A 23,002-nucleotide genomic window follows, 5' to 3' on the forward strand; every position below is an offset into this window, starting at 1 on the left:
TGACCAGCACCTACACCCTCACCCGTGGCCCAGAACCCTGATTAGCTGCGGAACCCAGGACAGGTAGCGAGGATTGGTGAGACGATCACCGTCGAAGGGCTCCAGAACGGGGTGCATGTCGCCGTCACGGTCACCCGGGTCATCGACAACGCGACCCCGGCCAACCAGTACACCAAGCCGAAGGTCGGCCACCGCTTCGCCGCGATCGAGATCACGTTGAAGAACGTCGGTCAGGCCGTCTACAGCGATTCCCCTACCTACGCAGGGACCCTCATCGACGCCGAGGGACAGCAGTATCGGTCGACATATTCCGATGTCACTGAGGGGGCCTCATTCGGTGGAGCGGTCACGATCGCCCGAGGGGACGAGCGCAAAGGGGTGATCGTGTTCGAGGTGCCGACTTCGGTGAAGCTCGCCAAGCTGCAGTACGGGCCCGCGATCGGTCTACAGAAGGGCGAGTGGGCTCTGTTCTAGGGTTCGTGCTCACGGCGTCGAGTGCTACCGCTATCCACACGGCGTCAGTCCGAAGAGGTACCGAAACCATCTCGCCGGGCGTCATGCACCACCCGATACACATCCGCGAAGGATAGCCAAGTTTGCCCGGTTCAGCGATGCAAGCACCTGGGTGAATGAGAACTTTCTCTACGTCTTCAAGGCGGTCCGCTCCGCGGCCCGCCGCGCGTTAGGCGGTCGCCGGCCGCGCTGCGGCTCTCCGGCCGGTCGCGGCCAGCACCGCCCACGCGCTCAAGCCGCTATAGCGGCACGATAAGCTGTGATAATTCCCTGCCCGGCAGCTTATGTATTTCTGTAGCCGTCTTGGATACGTTCAGCTTCCTGCCGAGCTTTTTCCGATTCAGCGGAGCGAATCAGCTCCGAGAAGGTCAAACCGAGATTGGATAGGGAGTCGACGAGATCGGCTCGGTAGCGATCGGGATAGATCTCGGCCAACTGTCGGTAAATAGCGACAGTCTCTTGATCAGCGGATAGAGCTTCTACTAGGCGACCCAGTCCTACGAAGATCGTACCGAGGTTTGCTAAGGATCTGGCGAGGTCGGCTCGGTAGGGATCGGGATAGATCTCGGCCAACTGCCGACGAATGGTTATAGCCTCTTCTGTGAAGAGCAGGGCGTCAGCGAGGCGACCCAGCTCCATGAAGTCTATGCCGGAATTCGCCAGGGATCGGGCGAGTTCGGGGAGATAGCGATCGGGGTAGACCTCGGCCAACTGCCGGTAAATAGCGACAGCCTCTTGCTCGGCGGGCAAGGCCTCAGCAGGGCGGCCCAGCTCCGAAAAACGGATACCGAGGTTGACCAGAGATTTAGCGAGGTCGGCTCGGTAGCGATCGGGATAGACCTCTGCCAACTGGCGATGGATGATGGTTCCTTCTTCAGCAGCGGACAAGGCCTCGGCGGGGCGGCCCAGCTCCGAAAAACGGACAGCGAGGTTGACCAGAGATTTAGCGAGGTCGGCTCGGTAGCGATCGGGATAGACCTCTGCCAACTGGCGGTAAATAGCTACGGCCTCTTCAGTGAGAGGAAGTGCCTCAGCGGGGCGGCCCAGTTTCGATAAATGAACACCTAGGTTGGTCAAGGATAGAGCAAGGTCGGGGCGGTAGCGATCGGGATAGACCTCCGCCAACTGGCGACGAATAGTTACGGCCTCTTCAGCAACCGATAGTGCCTCGGTCAGTCGACCCAGCTCTGAAAAGCAATTACCTAGGTTGGTCAAGGATAGAGCAAGGTCGGGGCGGTAGCGATCGGGATAGACCTCCGCCAACTGGCGACGAATAGTTACGGCCTCTTCAGCAACCGGCAGCGCCTCGGCGGGGCGGCCCAGCTCTGAAAAGCAATTACCTAGGTTGGTCAATGAATGGGTAAGTTCGGATCGGTAGCGATCGGGATAGGCGTCGACCAACTGCCGGTAAATAGCTACAGCCTCTTCAGCAACTGGCAGCGCCTCAGTCAGTCGACCAAATTCCGCGAGATTTACGACGAGGCCGGTCAAGGATCGGGCGAGGTCGGATCGGTAGCGATCGGGATAGGCGTCGACCAACTGCCGGTAAATAGCTACGGCCTCTTCAGTGAGAGGCAGCGCCTCGGCGGGACGGCCCAGCTCTGAGAAACGAACACCAAGGCCGGTCAGGGAGTGAGCGAGGTCTGGACGGTAGCGATCGGGATAGACCTCGACCAACTGCCTGCGGATGGTTACGGCCTCTTCAGTGGGAGGCAGGGCCTCGGCAGGGCGGCCCAGCTCTGAGAAACGAACACTGAGATTCGCCAGAGATCGGGCGAGTTCGGGGAGATAGCGATCGGGATAGACCTCGGCCAACTGCCGGTAAATGGTTACGGCCTCTTGCTCGGCGGGCAGGGCCTCGGCAGGGCTACCTAGCGCTGCTAGGTGAGCGCCGACGCTGGACAGCCACCGTGCCCGCTCCCCAGCCTCTGCATCCGCCGGAGTGCTATCCAAGATGCGCTGTGCTAGCAGAGCATGAGCTTCGGCTAACACCAACGAGGGATACGGCAACACCTCGTACAACGCCACTAATGTTTCCCTTGGCGCCGGAATCGAGCCCACATCATCTGCGACTAGCGGGAGCAATCGTTGCAAGATTTTCCCAGCCGCTTCCAACTCCTGCGCCGCCCGCGCCAACGTCACCAGTGCATGCCGTCCTTGGCGCTCATCCAGATTCTCCAGACACGCCGTCAGTAACTCGCCAGAGTCACTGAGCTTCTGAGTGACGTGCAACTCAGCCAGCCGATCCGGTCGCAGTCGTCCCAGCCACTCGCGGTCATCGTCCGGTGGATACAGCTCCCGCAACCAGTCGGCCACCACCACCGAGGCCGTCCCGCCAGGCACCCGTCCTACTACCTCGGCAGCCTGCCCGCGGTCCCGCGCTCCCAGCAGTGTGCCGACCGCCACCGTCTGCTCCAGCATTAGTGTGCTTAACCCGTGAACGCCCTGATGAAAGCCTTGCATCCGTGCGGTCTGCACCCAGTAGCGTCGCTCATGACCGAGCAACTCTTCCAGCACATCTTCTACCTCGACCGTGACCGCGTCGGCATCGGAGCGCATCGATCGCAGCACCACCACCAGCGCCGTCGCATGCAAATCCAAGATCCGGTGAGGCCCCTCGCCCAACTCCACCTCGAACCGCTGCGGCGCCTCCACATTCAACGCGGCAGCGAAGTACGGCACCGCCTCCGCCACCAGATCATGATCCGACTTATCCGCAGCCACCCGCTCAGTCAGCACGATGCCCTCGGCCCCGGCCGCTGCCACCATTTGCCGCACACGTGCTGATTCAGCTCCCAACTGCCGCCACCACTCCCCGACGCTACGTGCCAGCAGCAGCACCCGAACCCGCCGCCCTTCATCAGCGGCCACCTCGTGCAGCAGTGCCGACAGACCGGTCCGTGTCTCGGCATAATCGACCACGATCAACACCTGCCACCGGTCCACTGCCCGCCATCTAGACAATGCCTCGGTCTCGGCATCATCGCGGACCTCCAAAACCCCCCATTCCGGTCCCAGCCGCTTAGCTAGCTCCACAGCCAGGCGGGACTTGCCGACGCCGCCTGGTCCCGTAAGCAACCGCAGTCGTCCGGATTGTGGATCACCACACCAGGCCAACAGGTCCTCAAGCTCCCGTTCTCGGCCCTCGAATGGCACCACGCTCCGCGACGCGTGCAGCAACAGCGCCGGACCGGACACATCCGGCAACGGCTCGACCACATCGCCAAGGTCTTCCCTCGCGTTGTCTTGCTCTTTTAACCGGTCGAGCAGAGTCGGAGCGAAGGCCGTTCCGATGCCGCCCATCACTGCCCCCGCCACCGTCACCCATGGTTTACCGTCCGTGATAGCAGCCACCGCCGCCGCTGCCCCAGCAGCACCGACCACGAACGCCACGCCTACCCGTCGCCAACCGCCCATACCTTCCTATGTAGAACTTGGCGGGGCCCTACGTGATCACCGTTGCGGAACCGCAACCGAATCCCTTCAGGCCGCGACGATCGCCGATTTCAGGATCCGCCGTACGTGGCGGGGCGATCGGCTGCCGCGGCCCTCCTTCGTCGGGCCTTGCCACTGGATGGCGTGGTGGCCGACCTCGGCAGGTGCGGGACATGCACGGGATGATCTTGCAAGAGGTGCGGGCTGTGCGGGGGCGTTCGTGCAGCTCACACTGCATGCACCAGCCGTACGACCGCCGCTCTCCTAAAGCGGATGTCATGCGTAACCGCGGAACCTGATGGCCCATTCGGTGTAGTCGTCGCGAAGGTAGGCAGGGTCGGCGGGCTTGAGGCGGATCTGGGGCGGTTCATCCATCCACCAGATCTCGAAGCCCGTCACCGTTCCCACGGCGGGCCAGCGGTCGGCGTCATGGGGCAGGAGGAGGATGTCTACGAAGCCGGCCACTGATAGGCGGAGGTCGACGAGAATCCCGGTTACTCCGGCAGGCCACGGAGCAGGCAGGACGGTTCCTTGTAAGCTCTGCCCGAGCATGAGCCGTGACCGGAGGCGGAGCCATGCTTCCGCGTCCATGCCTACCTCCTCGTCGCCGGCACGGTGGCGCCGGACCGGAGAGGACGTGAGCGGAGTGCGGTACTTCCGGCGGGAGTGGGACGAGGACCGCGGCGATGAGTACGCGAGCTGGGGCACGTCCACTGCCCCGTGGGAGCGCCGGGAGCCGTAAGCAACCAGGGTGGAGCCCGGTTACATGATCGGCTTACTCTCTCGGATAGTTGGAGCTGGCATCGGAGGTCGCCCCGATCTGCAAGGGCAGGGGTGTATCCAGGGCACACGGGTGCGAGAAGCGACGCGAAATGACGAGAACCGGTGAGCGGTGAAAGCTCTGTTCACCGGCGTTGCCGGATAGCCGCCGCAGGTCGGGGTGGATGGCCGGCCAGATCAAAGAGATTCGATTCCCTCAGGGATTGCCTCGGGCTGAGAGGCAGCATGTGATCATGGCCGAGTGGCCATGCCAGGACCACTGCCTTCTCCGTGGATACACCGATGAAAGCGGGATCATCAATGCTTCACACCTGGGTCCAAAGCGGAGGAGGGCCGCTAATCGTCGTCCCTGAGTCCGAGCTGAACAGCTGGGCGGGTGTGGATGACAACGACGGCCCCGTGGAGACCTGGGAGGACTACGGTCGGGCCTGTGCGGTTGAGGGCTACATCGGCCTCGTCGCCGTCGGCGCGCAACAGGCCCTCGTCCTCGGTGACGAACCGGCCATGACGACCTACCTGAGAACTGAACGCCTTTTCGTGCGCTGGGCCGCCGCATACTCCGAAACCGAGTTGGTTGCGGCGGCCAAGAGAGCACTCACCGGGCAACCGGACTGGGACGATGACGAAGACCTGATCTGGCAGGTACAGGAGGCGGTCGTCCTCTTCGACTCCACGATTCCCGGCGCCGAACTGGAGCCTGCCGACCGGCTCACCATCGATCTCGAACCCGGCCGGTACAGGGTCCGCGCCACCTACAGGCAAGACGAGGACAACTGGATGATCCTTATCCACCTCCAGCCGACACCCTGAACCCCTCGGCACGCCGCACGCCGGTACCTCCTCCCATACGGATCAAGCGGTCAGGTGTCGTAGGACCCGTCCCAGGGCTCATAGAAGCCGATGCCCTCCGGGTAGAGCTCGGCATGCTGATCACCTTCGAAGGTCTCGATGACGAGGCCGAACAGCACGCCGTCGAACTCGTACCGGAAGGGCCGGATGGCGATGTCCTCGAAGCGGCGGCCGGGGAGCGCATCGAGCCACCGCTTCACCAGTTCTTGGGCGGTGTCGACGGACGCCCGATGGTCGGCTTCGGTTCCGGTGCGTTCGATGCGGGAGCCGATGTGGTGGCCGGCGGCGTCGAAGGTGTGCAGAACGGCAAACCAGCGTTTGTGCGTCGGCCAGTCGTCAGTGTGGGTGTAGCCCTCAGGGAAGGCGGCTACGACGGAGCCGAGGAACTGCCCGCCGTCCCAGTGGCCGATCGTGTCGGTGTGATAGTCGGGCTCGTATGCGATGGGGATGGTCTCGGGTACTGCCATGCGCGGGAGAGTACCCACCGGGCACGACAATGCTTCTTCTTGCCGCAGGATCGAGGCGTGTCAGTCTGTGCCTGGACAACTCCGCGCAACCCGGGGGACATCCCGCTCCATCACATCCGGTACGGCTCGCCGCGACGGTTGATCGAAGCAAGAGGGATCGCGCTAGCGTGCGTCCATGCAGGATGATTCCACTCCGCCCTCGACCGCGAGCCGAGCGGCCGGTGCCGTCGGTGGAGGCGGACGGGTGGCCGGCAAGGAGAACTGCCGGTGTTTCGACCAGTACAGGATCCGTCGACGGCCGCGCGTGGTGCGCTTCCACGTCGAACGTCAGGACACGATGTCCGCCGCCTGGCACCGCCTGCTCGATCTCGTGGAGGAAGCGGCGACCGATGGCCGGGAGGAGTTCCGGCCCCTGGCCGGGCTCAGCCCAGACCAACGGCGTCAGATCATCACCCTGCCGCCGACCATCGCCAAGCTCACCGAGGTCAAGCACCTGGTGCTCTACGGCAGCAACCTGGTGCGGATCCCGCCCGAGATCGGCGCGATGACCGGCCTGAGGCAGTTCACCCCCTACACCTCGCACCGCCTGCACTGGTTCCCCTACGAGCTGACCCGGTGCCAGCAGCTGAAGGGCAGCACAGTGAGCACCCGCTCGCTGTACGGCAACGTCAAGATTCGGCCGCCGTTCCCTCCGCTCCAGCCGGGCAGGGCATCGACCCGCGACCTCGATATCAGCGATCTTGACCCCAGGGTGTGGGGTACCGATGCGATCCGGACGTGCAGTGTTTGTGACCGGGCAATCGCAGCGGCCGGGCTCCACCAGGTCTGGGTCTCCTTGCGGGTCGGCACCGACGTGCTGCCGCTCCTGGTCAACGCCTGTTCGCCAGCCTGCATTGAAGCCCTTCCGGCTCCCCCAGAGGGCTACATGCCGACACCGCACACCGGCGGACCCGGCATCGTCCAGCCACCCGCCGACTACGCGTAAGTGAGATCGGAGATCACCTGGATCTCTGCGGGCAGGGCACAACGAGGGCACACGAGGGTGTGAGACAGCCGGAAACGCTGAGAACCGGCGAGAGGTCGGATCGCAGGTCAGGCGCCACCCCGCGACGCCGTCCCAGGTCTCAGCCGCCGCCCTTGCTGAAGTGCTGGTAGTCCCCCTACGTCCAGGAAGAGGACGCACCGGGAGGATGTCACCGGCATCCGGTTGGATGAGGCGCATGACCGCTCACGACGTGGCCCGGCTGCTGCCCGATGTCACGGTGCTTCGGGACCTGTGCCGATCCATGGCGGTGCTGGAGGCCATCCTCAGCCCGGACTGGGAGAGCCGCTACCACTCCTTCGACGCAGCCTGGGGTCCCGGGGAGGAGATGGCCTCCATGCGCAACGGCTCCGGAGACGAGTACTCCATCGTCTTCTCGGCGGCGGGCGCCTACATCCGCGGCTTCGCCCACGAGTCGATGATGAGCCCGTACGGCAACGGAGGGCCGTGGCCGGGGGTGCTCGACTCCGTCCCCGAGGTCTTCCGCCATTGCGTGACCGAGCCCGCGTTCTGCGACGAGAACGGCATGCCGGTCGTGACCGCCTGCCTGTGGCGCGAGACCGGCGACGACCACTGGCGGGTAGGAGAGATCGACTACCCGGACGGCGCAAGCGACCCCGATGGAGCGCCGCACCTGTTCACGCGGCTCGTCGATCCGTCGCCGGAAGCGTTCCGGCGGTTCGCCGAGGACTACTACGAGGTCCCGGTGGACCTGGAGGCGGTACAGCATGTCTACGCGCTCCGTCCGCTGACGCAGACGGTGGTCACCACGCTGAACGCCGACCTCACCGTGAAGGACCTCGCCGACGACCTCGCGGCGGCCCGGTACCCATCCGCCGCCGGCTGAGAAGACGGTGCCCCCGTAGGGTGATGGCCGTGCAACGACTTGCGCTCTTCGACCTGGATAACACGCTCGTGGACCTGGGCGAGGCGTTCCGGACATGGGCCGCGGAGTTCGCCGACGGGTACGGCCTCGGGCGCGAGGGGGTTGACCGGCTCATCGCCCTCGATCAGGAGGGGTACCCGCACCGTGAGGTGTTCTTCGGCAAGGTCCGCGAACGCTTCGCCCTACCCGAGACGGCTGACGAGCTGTGGAGCCGCTACCGCCAGCGCATGCCGTACCTGGTGCGCTGCCGACCGGAGGTGATGGACGGACTGGCGCGGCTGCGCGCGGCCGGGTGGAAGGTGGCCATCGTCACCAACGGGACGGCGGACAACCAGCTCGGCAAGCTCCAACGGACGGGACTGGCCGAGGCCGTCGACGCCTACGCGCTCTCGGGACTCGAAGGCATCCGCAAGCCGGATGTCGGCCTGTTCGAGATCGCCGCCCGGCGGTGCGGCATGAGCCTGGCCGGTGGAGGATGGATGGTCGGAGACCATCCCGTCAAGGACATCGGCGGGGGACGGGCCGCCGGCCTCCGCACGGTCTGGGTCCAGCGAGAGGCGCGGCTGGAACAGGAGCACGGGGCGGACCACGTCGTCACGGACGTGCTCCAGGCGATGGAGGTCTTGCACGGCGAGCGCCGGTCATCGCGAGGTGATCTGTAAAGGAGCCGTTCAGCGCGGCTCTACGCGTCAGCGGATGGGCGTTACCGTGTGCGGGTGACGTTCGTAAACGTTGTCCGGCCGGAGGGCGACGAGCCGTACCCGTGTCCATGCTGCGGCTTCCTCACGCTGGAAGAACGGGGCATGCACGAAATCTGCCCGGTGTGCTTCTGGGAGGACGACGGACAGGACGAGCACGACGCCGACGAGGTCCGCGGCGGTGCCAACCGTGGGTCGAGCCTCACCCGGGGATGGCGCAACTTCGCCGCGTTCGGTGCGAGTCGCAGGCAGGATATCGGCAAGGTGCGTGAGCCTCTCCCGCACGAGCATCCAATCAATTGATCTTGCTAACGCGGATGCTAACAACAGCTCTGGACGGATCTGGACAGCCGTGGACCGAGGGACCCCGTGAAGCCTGCCCGACCAGGCCCGGATGACAGCCGTGGACGGTCATGGACAGTCGTGATCTAACTCGTAATGAAGACGTCGGTGCTGTCGCTACCGCAGGTGGGGCTCTTCGACCTGCCTGGGGGCGGCGTCCCTGTCTCGGTACGTGGCGGCCACGGTGAGGGCGGCCACGGCGAGCAAGTGCCATCGGATGAACATGGCCGCGACCGCGAGGTCGAAGTACTCGGCGGGCCAGAGGATGAAGGCCGCCACGAATCCTTCGAAGGCACCCAGGACGAGGAGCGCCGCGAACCCCAGGGCGACCCCGCGCCGGAGCAGTTCGGCCGTGATCGTGCCCACCGCCGCGACCAGGGCGACGAGCACGATCAGCACGCCGTCCACGTCGGCCTTGCAGGACCACGCTCCCGGCTGCTTCCACATCAGTTCCGGCGGCATGTAGGCGAACCAGCCGAAGGAGGACGGGTCGGCTTGCGCGAGCGTGAGCCGGCCGACCGTCCAGGCGGCCACCGCGACCGCCGCCGCCCAGAGCAGGGCACCTCTGTGGACGGGCGGGGCGGGCGCGCGTGCCGCCAGGAGCAGCGCGGCGACGGCCAAGCAGTAGCAGACGACCGAGGGCCAGGGGCTTTCACCGGGAAGGGCGCGGCCGGGGAGAGGCGAGGGGGTGTCGAGGGGAAAGGCGGTGGCGGCCAGTCGGAGCGCCAGGACGGCGCACACCGCCGTGATCCCCAGGCTCGCGGCCCGACGAGGAAGGCGCAGCAGGAGACCGGCCAAGACCACCGGGAGCAGGAGCTGTGCCCAGAACACCAGCCACCACCAGGTGGTGGCGGCCATGTGGAGGAGGTCGGGGTTGATCTTGTAGCAGACTCCCACGCTCAGCTCCGCCAGACTGATCCCCGTGCTCCTCAGGATGACCGGTCCGGATGCGGCCAGGACCGCCCCGAACCGGAGCGCTCCGGCCGGGAGTGGCGTCTTGGCCCGCGGCGCCTGAGTCATGAAGTCCTTTATCCCGTCTCCCGCACGAAGATCGATACCGGTGACAGTAGCGCTGACAGCAACGTCCCCGTACGCGGGCCCACCTCGGCCACCATCCACCACCCTCTGATCACGGCGTCCGGCATCCGACGAGGGTGATCGCTCCGCCTGAAAAGCGGACAGTCACCCCTCTCGGGAACTGCTCATCTCTGCATGAACGGAACTTCATAGGAAGGTGACTGCCCACCCATCAGATCGGCCAGGTCGTTCTCATCGAGATCGAGGGTGAAGGCGCTGCCCGCCTGCCGCGGATCCCAGCCGCGCTCCAGGGCCGTCCGGATGACCGCCGCCACGAGCGCCGGCCGTACGGTCATGGTGCGTTCTCCGAGCCAGACGTCCGGCCGGGAACAGGGAAGCGTCACCAGGAGCACGCGGCCCGGTCTCTCAGTTGTCTCGACGGCGAAGGTCAGGGGTGTCCAGCTGTTCCCCTGGCAGTAGGTGGGTTTGCGGCGGATCCGCCAGCGGTAGACGGCGCCGTCGACCGCGATGGGGCGTGCGCCCTTCTTGGGGATCGCCATGAGACGGCCTCCCATTCTCGTTCCATCGTTGCTCCGCAGGAGTACGGAGAGCAGTGAGGAGCGACGCAAGACGTCCGCAAGCGTAGTCCCTGGCCGGCAACACGATCGAGCTGTTTCATCAGGTAACCGGACCCGGCGCCGGAGATCACCCAGATCTAGGAGGGCAGGGCACACTCAGGGCACACGAGTGCGAGAAGCGGTGCGAAACGACGAGAACCGATGAGCGGCAGAAGTGCTGCTCACCGGTGCTGCCGGGCGTTCGCCGCAGGTCAGGGCGGATGGCCGGTCAGATCTCGATGTTCTGACGGGACGCCGTCCGGAAGCGGAGCCGCCTCCGGGAAGGCGGCAATGGCGCCCGGGCGGCGGCGGGGGCGGGACTGGCAGTGATCCGCTGCTTTTTTGGCAGCCTCGCCGCTGTCGGCGTGCCGGGAGGGGTGACAGGCTACCTGCGTTCGGAGATCACCACGATTCAGGAGTGCGCATGAGAGCGACGAGAATCGCCGCGGGCGTGGCCGGGCTGCTGATGGCCGGATCCCTGCTGGGCAGCGCTTCGTCGGCGTCGGCCCAGACGGCGACCGGTAACACCTCGGCGTACGGCTGCGGTTACATCCACTTCACCGAGACCCCCGACCGGCGGGCGAAGTACAACCACTGCGGTCCGAACTCCACGGTCCAGATCATGGTGGAGAACTCGTTCTGGTGGGACTGCGGACCGTACACCGTCAACCGCGGCATCACCGACATCGAGGCCTGGTGCGGCGGCATCCGCACGCTGTACGCCTGGGCCGTGTGACGACGGCCTCCCCGCGCCGCGTGGCGGTCCCGGTCTCCCGGGGCCGCCACGCGGCGTCATGCCGGGCACCGCGCGGCCACCGGCCGCCTCCCATACGCGGGCGGACGGTCCCAGACCCGGCTGCGGCCGGCCGGGCCCCCGCCGCGGACGGTACGGTCCCTGTCATGCCGAGAACAGCCGAACCGTTCAGATCGCCGGTCACCGCGGACGACCTCGACCAGGCCGTGCGGCTCGCCGTGGCCCTTCTCCGCCAGGCACCCGCCACGGCCTGGGATGCCAGGGCGGGAACGCTGGAGTGGGACTGCTGGGAGACCGTCGAGCACCTCGGCGACGACCTCTTCGCGTACGCCGCGCAGCTGGGCCCCAGGACACCGCCGATGGACGGCGAGGTGCCGTTCGTGTGGCAGGCGCGCAGGCCCGGGGGGCCTGCCAACGTCGTCCACGCCGACCGCGTGGCGGGACCGGCCGGGTTGCTGCAGGTGCTGGAGGCCAGCGGCGCGCTGCTGGTCGCCATGGCGCGCACGACGCCGCCGCACGTCCGCGCCCACCACGTCTTCGGGGCGTCGGACCCGGAGGGCTTCGCCGCCATGGGGATCGTGGAGACCCTGGTGCACACCCACGACCTGGCGGAAGGGCTCGGGCTCGCCTGGAACCCGCCCGCAGGCCTGTGCTCGCGGGTGCTCGCCCGGCTCTTCCCGGACGCTCCGCGGGACACGGCCCCCTGGCCCACCCTGCTGTGGGCCACCGGCCGCGCGGAACTGCCCGGACACCCGCGGCTCACCACCTGGCGCTGGTACGGCGAGCCTCGGCGGTAGGTTTCGCCGGGGCCGTGAGAGGGCGGCTGCGAAGGGACGCCGGTCCGAATCCGCGGAGCGAGCCCGGGGCCGCGGCGGTCAGTCCGGGCAGGCGTCGCGGCAGGCGCCGAAGCGCACGGCGTCCGGCCGGACGAAGCCGGTCTCGTGCGTCCCCCGCATCGCCTCCTTCCAGATCAGGCCGGGAACCGACGTGCCGTCCACCTGGGGGTGGCGACGGCCGCCGAGGCTGACGGCCGAGTCCAGGACCTGCCGGCAGCGCGGCGGGAAGGAGCGCAGGGCACCGGAGTCGTCGCGGATCTCCGTGATCACCGTCGGCTCGCAGAAACGGCCGCGGGCGGCGAGGCTCGCGGTGGACGTGGGCGTCGATGGCCCGCTGCGCCGCCTGCTGGAGCCGCAGGTCGATCGTCGTCCGGATCGTCAGGCCGTCGGGGGTGAGCAGCCGCGGGTCCTCGGCGAGAAGCCGCTACCTGACCTGCCGGCAGAGGGAGGGATGCCCGCTGCCCGCGCAGTCGCCGGAGAACTCCTCGATGACGGCGCCCCCGGCATTCAGCAGTACGCTCTTCCGGGCCGCGGGGGGATCGGAGACCTTGACGGTGGAATCCGAGGCCACGCGCTCCTCACCCGCACCGCCGTCCGCCGGGCTTCGCAATATCAGGAGGACCGCGGCCAGCGCACCCACCGCGGCGATGCTCAGGAGAACCGGTAATGCCTTCATCGTCAGCCTTCGGGGTATCCCACTCGACGTACGGATCATCCGGGAACGGCGCGGCTCGGGCAACCTGCCGGAATCCGGAATGACGATGGCGGATTTCCGGACGCCGGTGAGGCAGCCCATTTCGGGCAGGGCCGGCGGTCACGTCCGTCGTGCAAGGGTGAAGGGAGGATCCCACTCCCGCACATCGGCGGAGGCGGACGGCTGAGAGAAATAGGGCAGGCGAGCGGAGACGTAAAGGCGGACGACGAATAATATGATCGCGACCATTCCGGCGACGTCGGTGAAGGAACGGAATCCGTTGACGCGGATCGCGAACAGCGCGATGAGGAATCCGGCCGGGGCCGTCCGAAGAGGGAGCACGATCATGATCGTCCCGCTTGCGGCCGGTGATGCGGAATGGAATTCTCCGGGAGAACACGGTCCGGAGGACGGATGACTCCGCGGCCGGGGACGGGACACGGAGTGGCCGTGAGACTCAGGAGACGGGACGCTTTGCCCGGGAGTCCTTCCACTCGTCCTTCCAGTCGTCTCTCCCCGCCGTCTCATCGGCGGAGGGGACGGGGATGTCGGTCACGGCGTCCCAGCCGGTCAGGCGGGTGTCGACGACACGGTGAAGCCGGATGTCGGCGTCCCCGAAGAGCCACTCGGTCCGAGAGGTCCGGATTCTGCGTACCAGCTGGTCCTCGCCGGTCCAGAGCCGCCACGAGACCTCGACCTTCGCGTCTCTCCCGGCGGGCGGCTTGCCGCCGTAGCCGTCACGGAATGCGGGAGACGTCCTGTAGAGCTCGGCATAGGTGATCGTCCCCTGGTGGACCGTGGTGCGGGTGCCGTCGTAGACGCCTCCCGGACGCCTGGTCTCGGTGGTGGCCAGCACCGCTCGCAACGCGGCCGGATCACCGAGCTCGATCCCACCGGACTCCAGGAAGAGGCGGGTCTTCTCGTCCTCGTAGAACAGGACCCAGGTCTTCCCCTCAGGAGTGGGACAGATCCAGCCCTGGCAGTACGTCCGGCCCTTGAACTTGAGGAACCGTGCGGGAGGCTGGGGGTCGTCTGATCCGGCGACGTCCCTGCTATCGGTGGCGGTCACCGTGCCCCTGCCGAACTCGACGCGGATCTTCCTCCGGGAAATGGGCTTCTCCGCGTTCTTCTCCTCCAGTCTCCACGAGGTGGTGGCCTCCGACATGGCCACGCCCCGGTTCTCGGCGAGTCGGCGCTCGAGTGCGTCGACCGGGCTGATCGGGGCCGTTTGGGCGTCGGCGGCGGCGCCGAGTCCGGTGACCGCGATGGACGTGGCCATCACGACGGTCAGTGCGGCGGTCCATGGCCTCATCCGAGTGGTCCTCTCGATTCTTTTCCGTCTGGAAAACACCGTTGATCTTCCCGCCTCGAGGTCTCTTTTCGATCACCGGCTCAGGGGAGGCGGCCCGGTCGGTTCGATGGAGGGCGAACAGATCAGAAAACGGATCAGAAAACGAAAGCCGTCACGGGTCGGAAGCGGCACCGCTCATCGAACCGGTCAGCCGATCGGACGCTTTGACATCCGGGCCGTCTGCGCGTCTCGTCAGGGTGAAGAACGCGTCCGCGATCCGCTCACGCCGAAGCGTGCCGAACACCTGTACGGCGCAGGTGATCCGTGCGAGTCTGTCCGGACCAAGAGGGTGATCAAGGACGGATGCGACATATGACGGCGGCACTCCTCGTTCCATCGATGTGGCCGCAGGGCACAGGCCCGCTCGGTCTCGTGATATCGGCTCGGCCGGCCGCGTCCGCGCCGGGGATGAGCTGGGTCGAGCCGCTGCTGATCGCCTGCGCGATCGTGCCCGCGCTGTTCTTCGCCCTGGTCAAGGGTGAGACCGGTGGCCGGTCCAGGACCGGTTGCCTGGGGTGGCTGCTGAGGTTGTGGACCCTGTGGGCGGGGGCGAACGTGATGGCGTATCCGGCCGGGGTGCTGATGTACCTGGGCACCGCGGAGCTGGATCGGCACCCGGAGGTCTGGCTGGTGACCGCCGCGTCGCCGTTCGCCGCGCTGGCGGTCGCCTGGTGGTTCCGGCCCGTCCTGCCGCCGCTCCGCCGGCCGTACCTGGTGCTGCGGGCCGTACTGCTGCTGGCCGCCTGCGTCACGGCGGTGCTCGCGGCCGAGCGGAGCGGGCTGCCGGTCACGTCGGTCTCCGGGACCTGGGCCGGCGCCTCGCTGGCGGCGGCCCTCGCCTGCGTGGCGGCGTGGCGGATGGCGGACGGGCTCGCGCCGCTGCCGCAGCTGGCGTGGGCGGCGGCGGTGCTGGGTGCGTGCGTCGCCGTCGGCGTGACAACCGGGGTCGACGGCCTGGCGGTGCTGACCGGGGAACCGGCGGGTTCGGGCGCGGCGCTGTGGGCGGCCTTCCTGCTGGCGGTCCTCCAGGTGGCCGCCGTCGGTCTGCTGGGATCGGCCGTCCGGCGGCTCGTCCGGCAGCTGCGCACCGGGACGTTGAGCCGGGCCGCCGACCGCTCCGGCGGCCTCTGGCCGCCCCGGCCGGGGGAGGTCTGGTACGCGAACGTGCCCTTCCGGGAGGACGGGAACGAGTCGAAGGACCGGCCCGTCCTGGTGCTGCGGGCCTCCGCCGGACACGCCGACGTCCTGAAGATCACCAGCCAGGACAAGACCGGGATGCCGAGCCACCTCCACCTTCCCCTGGCCAGGTGGCACCGGGTGCTGAACAAGGAGAGCTGGCTGGAGCTGAGGGTGACCCCGCTGGCGTACGCGAACTTCCACGACGTGCAGGGATTGTGCAGGCCCGACGTCTGGCGGGAGCTCGGCAGGCGGGGCCTGCGATCCGGCGGCCGGACGGACACCCGGCCTGCGCGTCCGGGATCGAGGAGGAAGACTCCGGGAAGGCGGTGAACGGCGGCGCATGGATCGCCGACCTGCGGTGATCCAGATGAGCGGCTATAAGTAGAGTGCCTATAATAAGCTTCCTTATCATTGAGGAGGCCGATCGTGGACAAGCCCGCAGAGATGTTCGACCGGGACTACGAGTGGGCTGAGCTGACGCGGTTCGTGCGGCACCCGGGACCGGAGGCGACGCTCGGCGTGGTGTCCGGGCGGCGTCGGCAGGGCAAGACGTTCCTGCTGGACGCGGTCTGCCGGGCGGCGGGAGGGTTCTACTTCGCCGCGACCGAGGCGACCGAGGCCGAGTCCCTGCACCAGTTCGGCACGGCGCTCGCCCGCCATCTCGGCGAACCGGCTCCCCGCAGGTTCGCGCACTGGGACGAGGCCGTCGAGACCCTCATGGCGATCGCCGGCTCCGGGCCGGTCCCCGTGGTCATCGACGAGTTCCCCTACCTGGTGAAGGCCTCCCCGCAGCTGCCCTCGCTGATCCAGCGGGCCCTCGGGCCCCAGGGGCAGCGCAGGAGCGGCGCCGTACGGCTGCTGCTGTGCGGTTCGGCGCTGTCCTTCATGGGGGCGCTGCTGGCGGGGACCGCGCCGCTGCGGGGCCGGGCGAGCCTGGAACTGGTCGTCCCCACGCTGGACTACCGGCAGGCCCGGGACTTCTGGGACATCACCGACCCCGCGCTGGCGCTCCTCGTCAACGCCGTCGTCGGCGGAACCCCTGCCTACCGGCGCGAGTTCACGCTCGGTGATTCCCCCGACGGCATCGACGACTTCGGCCCATGGGTCATTCGGAACGTGCTGAATCCCGGTCGTCCGCTGTTCCGGGAGGCGCGGTTCCTCCTCGCCGAGGAGCCCGAGTTGCGGGACACGGCCCTGTACCACGGCGTCCTGTCGGCGATCGCGGGCGGCAACCACACCCGGGGCGGCATCGCCGGCTACCTCGGCCGCAAGTCCACCGATCTGGGCCACGCGCTGACCGTGCTGGAGGACGTCGGGATGATCGCCAGGGAGGCGGACGCCTTCCACGGAAAGCGCTCCGCCTACCGGATCACCGAGCCCATTCTCGGCTTCTACCACGCGATCATGCGGCCGGAGTGGACGGACCTGGAACGCCCCGGCTACGCCGCGCAGGTCTGGGAGCGGTCTCAGGCGGCCTTCCGGAGCAAGATCCTCGGTCCCCACTTCGAGCACCTCGCCCGCGCATGGACGCGCTGGCACGCCGGCCCGGAGACCCTCGGCGGCCTGCGCACCCGCGTCGTCTCCGGCGTTCTGCCCGACCCGGTGGGCAAGACCGGTCACGAGCTCGACGTCGTCGTCTTCGGCAGGGCCGATGACGGCAGGGAGAGCATTCTGGCGATCGGCGAGGCCAAGTACGGCGACGTCGTCGGGCAGGGCCACCTGGAACGGCTCGAGCACCTCCGTGAGCTGCTGGTCCGCCGGGACGACCGGGCCGGCCCCGGCACCCGGCTCCTGCTCTTCAGCGCCGCCGGGTTCATGCCCGGGTTGCGGGAGGTCGCCCGGGCGCGGGAGGACGTGCAGCTCGTCGGCCTCGACCGGCTGTACGAGGGGTCCTGAGCCGGCCGCGGTTCCGTCCGGCGCCCGCTCCCGGAGAAGGCCGATCACGACCGGTCGATCTTGTCAACCATAAATAAACCTTAAATAAAGTTTTATATTGACAGCGGTTCCGGGGTGCGGTTACATCTTCGTGACCCGAGCCGTAACGGTCTTCTCCGACAGGCTCACCTCGCGACGGGCCACCCCGCGACGGCGCCTCCGTACGGCGGGCGGGCCGGCAGGCCGCGCCCAGCAACGACCACAGAGCGGAACCATCCCCCATGCGCAAACGCCGATCACTTCTCGCTGCCCTGACCACGGTCCTCGCCCTGGCCACCACGCTGGTCACCGCCACGGGCGGCGACCGGGCCGAGGCCGCCGCCGGCCCCGTGACCTGGTCCGACGAGTTCAACGGCGCCGCCGGGACCTCCGTCGACTCCTCCAAGTGGAAGTTCGACATCGGGGGCGGCGGCTGGGGCAACAACGAACTGCAGTACTACACCGACTCGACCCAGAACGTGTACCACGACGGCAAGGGCCACCTGGCCATCACCGCCCGCAAGGGGAACCCGTCCAACCTCCAGTGCCACTACGGGGCCTGCCGGTACACCTCGGGCCGCATCCTGACCGCGGGCAGGTTCAGCCAGGCCTACGGCCGGTTCGAGGCCCGCATCAAGATCCCCAAGGGGCAGGGCATCTGGCCGGCGTTCTGGATGCTCGGCGGCAACGACTGGCCGAACACCGGTGAGATCGACATCATGGAGAACGTCGGCAAGGCGCCGAACACGGTCCACGGCACCGTGCACGGCCCCGGCTACTCCGGCGGCGGCGGCATCGGCGGGAGCCGCACGATCGGCGCGCCGCTCGGCGACGCCTTCCACACCTACCGGGTCGACTGGTCTCCCAACCTCATCGTCTGGTATCTGGACGGAGCGGAGTACTTCCGCCTCACGCCGTCCGGCATCCGCGGCAACAAGTGGGTCTACGACCACCCGTTCTTCATGATCCTCAACGTGGCGGTCGGCGGCAACTGGCCGGGCAGCCCCGACGCGAGCACCTCGTTCCCGCAGACCATGCTGGTCGACTACGTCCGCGTCTCCGCGACCGACCAGGCGCCTGCGAACCCCGGGACCCCGGGAACCCCCGGGAGCGGGAGCGTCCTGAAGTCGAAGCTGAACGGCCGCTGCATCGACATCCCCGGAGGGAAGGCCGCCGACGGCGTCCGGCTGCAGATGTACGACTGCAACGGCAGCGCCGCCCAGAAGTGGTCCCTCAACGGCGACGGCACCGTGAGCGCGATGGGCATGTGCATGGACGCCGCGGGAGCCGGCACCGCCAACGGCACGCCGATCCAGCTCCACCCGTGCAAGGGCAACGCCGCCCAGCAGTTCCGGCTCAGCGCGGCCGGCGACCTGGTCAACCCGGCCGCCAACCGGTGCGTGGACGTGGTGGACCGCAACTCCGCCAACGGCGCCCGGCTCCAGCTGTGGGACTGCGCCGGCACGCCCAACCAGAAGTGGACGCGCGGCTGATCCCGGCCGGCCTCCTCGGACCGCCCATCCCGGTCCGGCCGGGAGCCGTCAGACGCGGGGGAAGGCGCCGCCGACCGAGTAGGTGACCAGGGAGGTCAGCACCTCCTTGACCGAGTCGCGCTCGCGCACGTCGCACATCAGGATCGGCGCCACCCCGTCCAGGCCCAGCGCCCGCCGTACCTTGACCGGGTCGTGGCGGCGGGCGCCGTCGAAGCAGTTGACGGCGACCACGAACGGCAGGCCCAGCTGCTCGAAGTAGTCCACGGCGGGGAAGCAGTCCTGCAGGCGGCGGGTGTCGGCGAGCACCACGGCGCCGAGCGCGCCCTGGGCCAGCTCGTCCCACATGAACCAGAACCGGTCCTGGCCGGGGGTGCCGAACAGGTAGAGCCAGAGGCCCTCGCGGATGGTGATGCGGCCGAAGTCGAGCGCGACGGTCGTGGTGGTCTTGGCCTCCACGCCGGAGACGTCGTCCACGCCGACGCCGCGCTCGCTCAGCACCTCCTCGGTGTGCAGCGGCCGGATCTCGCTGATGGTGCCGACCATGGTCGTCTTGCCGACGCCGAAGCCGCCCGCGATGAGGATCTTGATCGCCATCGCCGGATCGGCGACCGCGGCCGACGCCGGCTCAGAGCCTGCGTAGTCCATGCAGCACTTCCCTGTAGATGTCCTCGTCGATCGTCTGCGCCGCGGGACGCGGCCGGTCGATGGTCACCAGGCCCCGGTGCCGCAGGTCGCCCAGGAGCACGCGGGTGACGTTGAGCGGCAGGCCGAGGTGCGCCGCGACGTCCGCCACCGGGGTGGGCCGGCGGCACAGCGCGAGCGCGGCGAGGTGCTCGGGGACCAGTCCGGCCGGTTCGGCGGGCGCGCCGGCGGCCGCGGCCGTGACCGCGGCGGTGGCCGCGGTCGTGGTCGTGACGATGGCCACCAGGTCGAAGGCCTCGCCCGCCGGGCGGGCCCGGCCGCCGGTCAGCCCGTAGAGCCGGACCAGCGGGCCCGGGTCGTCTCCGGTCACCGCCGCGCGCCGTTCCAGGCCGGCGCCGGAGCCGCGGCCCTGGGCTGGGCGGACAGGTGGTCGCCGACGCGCTTGACCAGCAGGGCCATCTCGTAGGTGACCATGCCGAGGTCGGCGTCCTGGGCGGCGAGCACGGCGAGCCGGGCGCCCTGCCCGGCCGCGGTGACGAACAGGAAGCCGCCCTCCAGCTCGATGATGGTCTGCCGCACGCCGCCGAGGCCGAAATGCCGTCCCGCCCCCTGGGCGAGGCTGTGGCTGCCCGCGGAGATGGCGGACAGGTGCTCGGTGTCCTCCCGGGTCAGGCCCTGGGACCCGCCCATGGCCAGTCCGTCGGAGGACAGCACGATGGCGTGCCGGATCCCGGGGACGCGCCGGGTGAGGTCGTCCAGCAGCCAGCTGAGCTCAGATCTGGGGTCGGCCATCGGGGTGGCCCTCCTTTCCGTTCCGCGGGTCGTTCCACGGCCCGCTGTGCCGCTCGGCCTGACTGCGGCCCTGCTGCCAGCCGCGCTGCATGGACGACATGCGGTCGAGGATCTCCTCGGGCGATCGGTTGGTGGGGAGGTCGGGCTGCCGTGCCGGCCGCGACCGGCGCAGCTGGGGGGCCAGGCTGGCCTGCCGCACCCGTACGGGCAGCCCGTCGAGGTCGTCGGGGTCGCCGCAGACCGGTTCGCGCTGCGCGGGCAGGGGGTGCCCGGTCTCCGCCACGGGGTGGGGCGGGAGGACCGGGGCCTGCGGAGTCTGCGGGGGCGGCGTCTCCACCGGAGTGAAGAGCGACCGGGGCGCCGGGTCCGGTGCCGTGTCCCGCACCGTGCGGGGCACCGCCGCCGGGACCACGTCCCGCGCCGCGTCGGGAACCGCGGCCGGTGCCGTCTCCCGTACCGCGTCGGGAACCGCGGCCGGGACCGCGTCCGGCACGGCGCTCAGCGCCCTGCGGGGTCCGCCGCCGCGGACCGGGCGGTCGGTACGGGTGGGGGGCTCGCCGTACGGTGCGTCGTACGGCAGGCCGGGGGCGGCGAGGACGGCGTTGGGCAGCAGCACGATCGCCGTGGCGCCGTCGTAGGGGGAGGGCCGCAGCACGACCCTGATCCCGTGCCGGGCCGCGAGCCGGGAGACGACGAACAGGCCGAGCCGGTCGCTGTCGGCCGGATCGAACTCCGGCGGGTCGGCGAGCCGGCCGTTGAGCGTGTCGACGCAGACCTGCCCCAGGCCCAGGCCGCGGTCCTCGACCTCGATCGAGAAGCCGTTGGCCGCCGGCATGCCGCGGACGTGGATCGCGGTGCCCGGCGGGGAGAAGGCGGTGGCGTTCTCGACCAGCTCGGCGACCAGGTGGATCACGTCGGTCACCGCGCCGCCGACGAGCAGCGGCGCGTCGGGCATCGGCAGCACCGTGACGCGGGTGTAGTCCTCGACCTCCAGTACGGCGCTGCGCACCACGTCGAAGACGGGCACCGGGTCGCGCCACCGGCGGGCGGGCGCCGCGCCGGACAGCACGATCAGGTTCTCCGCGTGGCGGCGCATACGGGTGGTCAGGTGGTCGACCTTGAACAGGTCCTCCAGCGTCTCGGGGTCCTCGGTCCGGCGCTCCATCACGTCCAGCAGCGCGAGCTGGCGGTGGAGCAGGGCCTGGTTGCGCCGGGCCAGGTTGAGGAAGACCTGGCCGACGCCCTTGCGGAGCACGGCCTGGCCGACCGCGGCCTCCATCGCGGTCCGCCGGACGGCCGAGAAGGCGCGCACGACGCCGTCCACCTCGGCCGTCCGCGAGGGCGCCAGCTCGGGGGCCTCGGCCGCCGGGTCGACGTCCTCGCCCCTGCGCAGCCGTTCGACCAGCCGGGGCAGCCGCTCCTCGGCCAGTTCCGCGGCCGAGGCCCGCAACCGGGTCAGCTCGTCGACGAGGGAGCGGCCGAACCGGTAGGAGAGCACGATCGAGGCGACGACGGCGAGCAGGCCCAGACCCAGGACCAGCCCGATCCGCCACAGCGCCGCGGACTTGAGCGCGTCCCCCTTGGCCCCGGCGCGGGCCAGCTCCCGCTGCACGTTGGAGTCGAAGGCGGCGAGGACGGACTCGGAGTCCCGGTTCCACACCGCGCCGTCCACCGGCGGCGCCCCGCTCCCGGCCCAGGCGGCGATCTCGTCCTCGGCCGTCTGGAAGCGCCGGTAGGTGGTGCCGGCGGCGAGTTCCCGGTGCATCGCCCGCAGCTCGGGGCCCATGTCGCGCTCGGCGTTGGCGAGCACCAGCCTGCGGCCGGTCATCGCCGCGACGAAGGCGGTGTGCTCGGCCGGGGTCATCTCGCCGCGCGCCAGCGCGACGGTGAGGACGGCGCGCTGGCGGGCGATGTACTCGGGGGCGCCGGAGTAGGACGAGAGACCGCGGATGATGCGGTAGGACGGCACGTCGGTGAGCGTCTCGGCGGTGTTGAACTGCCGCTGGGCGAGGCCGACGAGGTCGTTGTAGCCCTCGGTCACCCGGAGCGGGGGGGCCTGCCCCCCGTCGGCGGAGGAGCGCAGCGCGCCGAGTCCGTCGAGGGCCTCCAGCAGGGAACGCATGCCGTCGGCGGCGGCGGCGGTGTCGGTGGCGTCGTCGGCGTCCGCCGCGTCCTGCAGGCCGATGGAGACGACCAGCTCACGCAGGCGCGTCGCCGCGCCGTCGGTGGCCCGCCGCTGCTCCTGGAGCACCGCCCGGCCCCCGGTGCGCCCGGCGGCCTCGGCGGACAGCTGCCGCTCCCGGCGCAGCTCCCCGACCAGCCGCTGCACCGGGGCGCCGACCTCCTGCCACCGGCTCTGGCTCTGGGCGATGCCGGAGATCTGGGCGGCGGTGGCGTAGGCGTTGTAGCCCCACAGGGCGACCAGGGAGACCAGCGGGATCAGGAGGATTGCGAGGATCTTCGTGCGGATCGGCCGGGGGGTGCTCATTCATCGTGTCCAATTCCGCGCGGTCCTGCGCGGGGGCGGCCGCAGGCAGCGGTCGGCCCCCCGAGGATCGCGGCCGCGACGGGGGTGCGCTGTGATCTGCCCCACTATGCCGTCGCCATGGAATGGGCTCAAGGCGCAGATTGCGAAGATTGGGTATCGATTGATCACCGTGGATGAGGACGCCGTCACCCGGGGCAGCGCCGGAAGGGCCTC

25 protein-coding genes are annotated in these 23,002 nt (G+C 69.0%); 13 read left to right on the forward strand and 12 right to left on the reverse strand.

Annotated features, from left to right (window positions below; translation table 11 throughout):
* The first annotated feature begins 111 nt into the window (after window positions 1-111).
* Window positions 112-474, forward strand: a complete 363-nt coding sequence (locus IEZ06_RS31205; protein WP_189240270.1) for a DUF4352 domain-containing protein — start codon at window positions 112-114, stop codon at window positions 472-474.
* A 321-nt stretch (window positions 475-795) separates the two neighbouring features.
* Here the strand turns inward: IEZ06_RS31205 and IEZ06_RS31210 are convergent, their stop codons facing one another.
* Both IEZ06_RS31210 and IEZ06_RS31215 read right to left on the reverse strand, forming a co-directional pair.
* Window positions 796-3,867 (reverse strand): tetratricopeptide repeat protein, encoded by a 3,072-nt coding sequence (locus IEZ06_RS31210; protein WP_189240271.1) that lies wholly within the window; start codon window positions 3,865-3,867, stop codon window positions 796-798.
* Window positions 3,868-4,224: 357 nt separating this feature from the next.
* Window positions 4,225-4,539, reverse strand: coding sequence for a hypothetical protein (locus IEZ06_RS31215; protein WP_189240272.1), 315 nt, complete (start codon window positions 4,537-4,539; stop codon window positions 4,225-4,227).
* Between the two features lie 489 nt (window positions 4,540-5,028).
* On the opposite strand from IEZ06_RS31215, the gene IEZ06_RS31220 reads away from it, so the two are divergent.
* Window positions 5,029-5,538, forward strand: a complete 510-nt coding sequence (locus IEZ06_RS31220) for an Imm21 family immunity protein (protein WP_229798976.1) — start codon at window positions 5,029-5,031, stop codon at window positions 5,536-5,538.
* A 50-nt stretch (window positions 5,539-5,588) separates the two neighbouring features.
* On the opposite strand, the gene IEZ06_RS31225 is transcribed toward IEZ06_RS31220, so the two are convergent.
* The gene (locus IEZ06_RS31225) at window positions 5,589-6,044 is read right to left on the reverse strand and encodes a hypothetical protein (RefSeq protein ID WP_189240274.1); all 456 of its coding nucleotides are present in this window, start codon (window positions 6,042-6,044) and stop codon (window positions 5,589-5,591) included.
* Between the two features lie 244 nt (window positions 6,045-6,288).
* On the opposite strand from IEZ06_RS31225, the gene IEZ06_RS31230 reads away from it, so the two are divergent.
* The 4 genes from IEZ06_RS31230 to IEZ06_RS31245 all read left to right on the forward strand — a co-directional run bounded on the left by IEZ06_RS31230 (window position 6,289) and on the right by IEZ06_RS31245 (window position 8,973).
* Complete coding sequence (locus IEZ06_RS31230) at window positions 6,289-7,029, forward strand: leucine-rich repeat domain-containing protein (RefSeq protein ID WP_189240275.1); 741 nt, start codon at window positions 6,289-6,291, stop codon at window positions 7,027-7,029.
* Between the two features lie 235 nt (window positions 7,030-7,264).
* The gene (locus tag IEZ06_RS31235; RefSeq protein WP_189240276.1) at window positions 7,265-7,933 is read left to right on the forward strand and encodes a hypothetical protein; all 669 of its coding nucleotides are present in this window, start codon (window positions 7,265-7,267) and stop codon (window positions 7,931-7,933) included.
* 29 nt (window positions 7,934-7,962) lie between these two features.
* The gene (locus tag IEZ06_RS31240) at window positions 7,963-8,634 is read left to right on the forward strand and encodes an HAD family hydrolase (RefSeq protein ID WP_189240277.1); all 672 of its coding nucleotides are present in this window, start codon (window positions 7,963-7,965) and stop codon (window positions 8,632-8,634) included.
* A gap of 54 nt (window positions 8,635-8,688) precedes the next feature.
* A complete protein-coding gene (locus IEZ06_RS31245) occupies window positions 8,689-8,973 on the forward strand; it encodes a CPCC family cysteine-rich protein (protein ID WP_203872276.1) in 285 nt (94 codons plus the stop codon).
* A gap of 156 nt (window positions 8,974-9,129) precedes the next feature.
* On the opposite strand, the gene IEZ06_RS31250 is transcribed toward IEZ06_RS31245, so the two are convergent.
* Window positions 9,130-10,032: a hypothetical protein gene (locus IEZ06_RS31250; protein ID WP_189240278.1), complete on the reverse strand. Its 903-nt coding sequence runs from the start codon at window positions 10,030-10,032 to the stop codon at window positions 9,130-9,132.
* Window positions 10,033-10,214: 182 nt separating this feature from the next.
* The gene (locus IEZ06_RS31255; RefSeq protein ID WP_203872277.1) at window positions 10,215-10,589 is read right to left on the reverse strand and encodes a hypothetical protein; all 375 of its coding nucleotides are present in this window, start codon (window positions 10,587-10,589) and stop codon (window positions 10,215-10,217) included.
* Window positions 10,590-11,070: 481 nt separating this feature from the next.
* Between IEZ06_RS31255 and IEZ06_RS31260 the strand changes: the two genes are divergently transcribed.
* Window positions 11,071-11,382, forward strand: coding sequence for a DUF6355 family natural product biosynthesis protein (locus IEZ06_RS31260; protein WP_153054274.1), 312 nt, complete (start codon window positions 11,071-11,073; stop codon window positions 11,380-11,382).
* 164 nt (window positions 11,383-11,546) lie between these two features.
* Complete coding sequence (locus IEZ06_RS31265; protein ID WP_189240279.1) at window positions 11,547-12,197, forward strand: hypothetical protein; 651 nt, start codon at window positions 11,547-11,549, stop codon at window positions 12,195-12,197.
* A gap of 78 nt (window positions 12,198-12,275) precedes the next feature.
* Here IEZ06_RS31265 and IEZ06_RS31270 read toward each other — a convergent pair whose 3' ends face one another.
* Window positions 12,276-12,506, reverse strand: a complete 231-nt coding sequence (locus tag IEZ06_RS31270) for a hypothetical protein (RefSeq protein WP_189240280.1) — start codon at window positions 12,504-12,506, stop codon at window positions 12,276-12,278.
* On the opposite strand from IEZ06_RS31270, the gene IEZ06_RS31275 reads away from it, so the two are divergent.
* Window positions 12,499-12,903 (forward strand): hypothetical protein, encoded by a 405-nt coding sequence (locus IEZ06_RS31275; RefSeq protein WP_189240281.1) that lies wholly within the window; start codon window positions 12,499-12,501, stop codon window positions 12,901-12,903. The two genes, IEZ06_RS31270 and IEZ06_RS31275, sit on opposite strands and share 8 nt — an antisense overlap.
* Before the next feature lie 147 nt (window positions 12,904-13,050).
* Here IEZ06_RS31275 and IEZ06_RS31280 read toward each other — a convergent pair whose 3' ends face one another.
* Both IEZ06_RS31280 and IEZ06_RS31285 read right to left on the reverse strand, forming a co-directional pair.
* Complete coding sequence (locus IEZ06_RS31280; protein ID WP_189240282.1) at window positions 13,051-13,278, reverse strand: hypothetical protein; 228 nt, start codon at window positions 13,276-13,278, stop codon at window positions 13,051-13,053.
* A 109-nt stretch (window positions 13,279-13,387) separates the two neighbouring features.
* On the reverse strand, window positions 13,388-14,209 hold the full coding sequence (locus IEZ06_RS31285; protein ID WP_189240283.1) for a hypothetical protein: 822 nt from the start codon (window positions 14,207-14,209) through the stop codon (window positions 13,388-13,390).
* Between IEZ06_RS31285 and IEZ06_RS31290 the strand changes: the two genes are divergently transcribed.
* From IEZ06_RS31290 to IEZ06_RS31305, 4 genes are all read left to right on the forward strand, one after another.
* Window positions 14,196-14,597: a hypothetical protein gene (locus tag IEZ06_RS31290; RefSeq protein WP_189240284.1), complete on the forward strand. Its 402-nt coding sequence runs from the start codon at window positions 14,196-14,198 to the stop codon at window positions 14,595-14,597. The two genes, IEZ06_RS31285 and IEZ06_RS31290, sit on opposite strands and share 14 nt — an antisense overlap.
* 92 nt (window positions 14,598-14,689) lie before the next feature.
* The gene (locus IEZ06_RS36840) at window positions 14,690-15,790 is read left to right on the forward strand and encodes a type II toxin-antitoxin system PemK/MazF family toxin (RefSeq protein ID WP_203872279.1); all 1,101 of its coding nucleotides are present in this window, start codon (window positions 14,690-14,692) and stop codon (window positions 15,788-15,790) included.
* Window positions 15,791-15,886: 96 nt separating this feature from the next.
* Window positions 15,887-17,356 (forward strand): AAA family ATPase, encoded by a 1,470-nt coding sequence (locus IEZ06_RS31300; RefSeq protein ID WP_189240285.1) that lies wholly within the window; start codon window positions 15,887-15,889, stop codon window positions 17,354-17,356.
* 260 nt (window positions 17,357-17,616) lie between these two features.
* The gene (locus IEZ06_RS31305) at window positions 17,617-18,867 is read left to right on the forward strand and encodes a family 16 glycosylhydrolase (RefSeq protein ID WP_189240286.1); all 1,251 of its coding nucleotides are present in this window, start codon (window positions 17,617-17,619) and stop codon (window positions 18,865-18,867) included.
* A 48-nt stretch (window positions 18,868-18,915) separates the two neighbouring features.
* Here the strand turns inward: IEZ06_RS31305 and IEZ06_RS31310 are convergent, their stop codons facing one another.
* Genes IEZ06_RS31310 through IEZ06_RS31325 form a run of 4 tightly spaced genes read right to left on the reverse strand, consistent with a single transcriptional unit; the run spans window position 18,916 to window position 22,789 of the window.
* Window positions 18,916-19,512, reverse strand: coding sequence for a GTP-binding protein (locus IEZ06_RS31310; protein ID WP_189240287.1), 597 nt, complete (start codon window positions 19,510-19,512; stop codon window positions 18,916-18,918).
* Entirely contained in the window at window positions 19,493-19,879 is a 387-nt protein-coding gene (locus IEZ06_RS31315) for a DUF742 domain-containing protein (RefSeq protein ID WP_203872280.1), read from the reverse strand. The genes IEZ06_RS31310 and IEZ06_RS31315 overlap by 20 nt, the downstream gene beginning before the upstream one ends.
* Window positions 19,876-20,301 (reverse strand): roadblock/LC7 domain-containing protein, encoded by a 426-nt coding sequence (locus tag IEZ06_RS31320; RefSeq protein WP_189240288.1) that lies wholly within the window; start codon window positions 20,299-20,301, stop codon window positions 19,876-19,878. The genes IEZ06_RS31315 and IEZ06_RS31320 overlap by 4 nt, the downstream gene beginning before the upstream one ends.
* Window positions 20,282-22,789: a sensor histidine kinase gene (locus IEZ06_RS31325; RefSeq protein ID WP_189240289.1), complete on the reverse strand. Its 2,508-nt coding sequence runs from the start codon at window positions 22,787-22,789 to the stop codon at window positions 20,282-20,284. Before IEZ06_RS31325 ends, IEZ06_RS31320 begins: the two co-directional genes overlap by 20 nt.
* Between the last annotated feature and the right edge of the window lie 213 nt (window positions 22,790-23,002).

It is taken from the genome of Planomonospora antibiotica (assembly GCF_014647955.1).
Classification (GTDB): domain Bacteria; phylum Actinomycetota; class Actinomycetes; order Streptosporangiales; family Streptosporangiaceae; genus Planomonospora; species Planomonospora parontospora.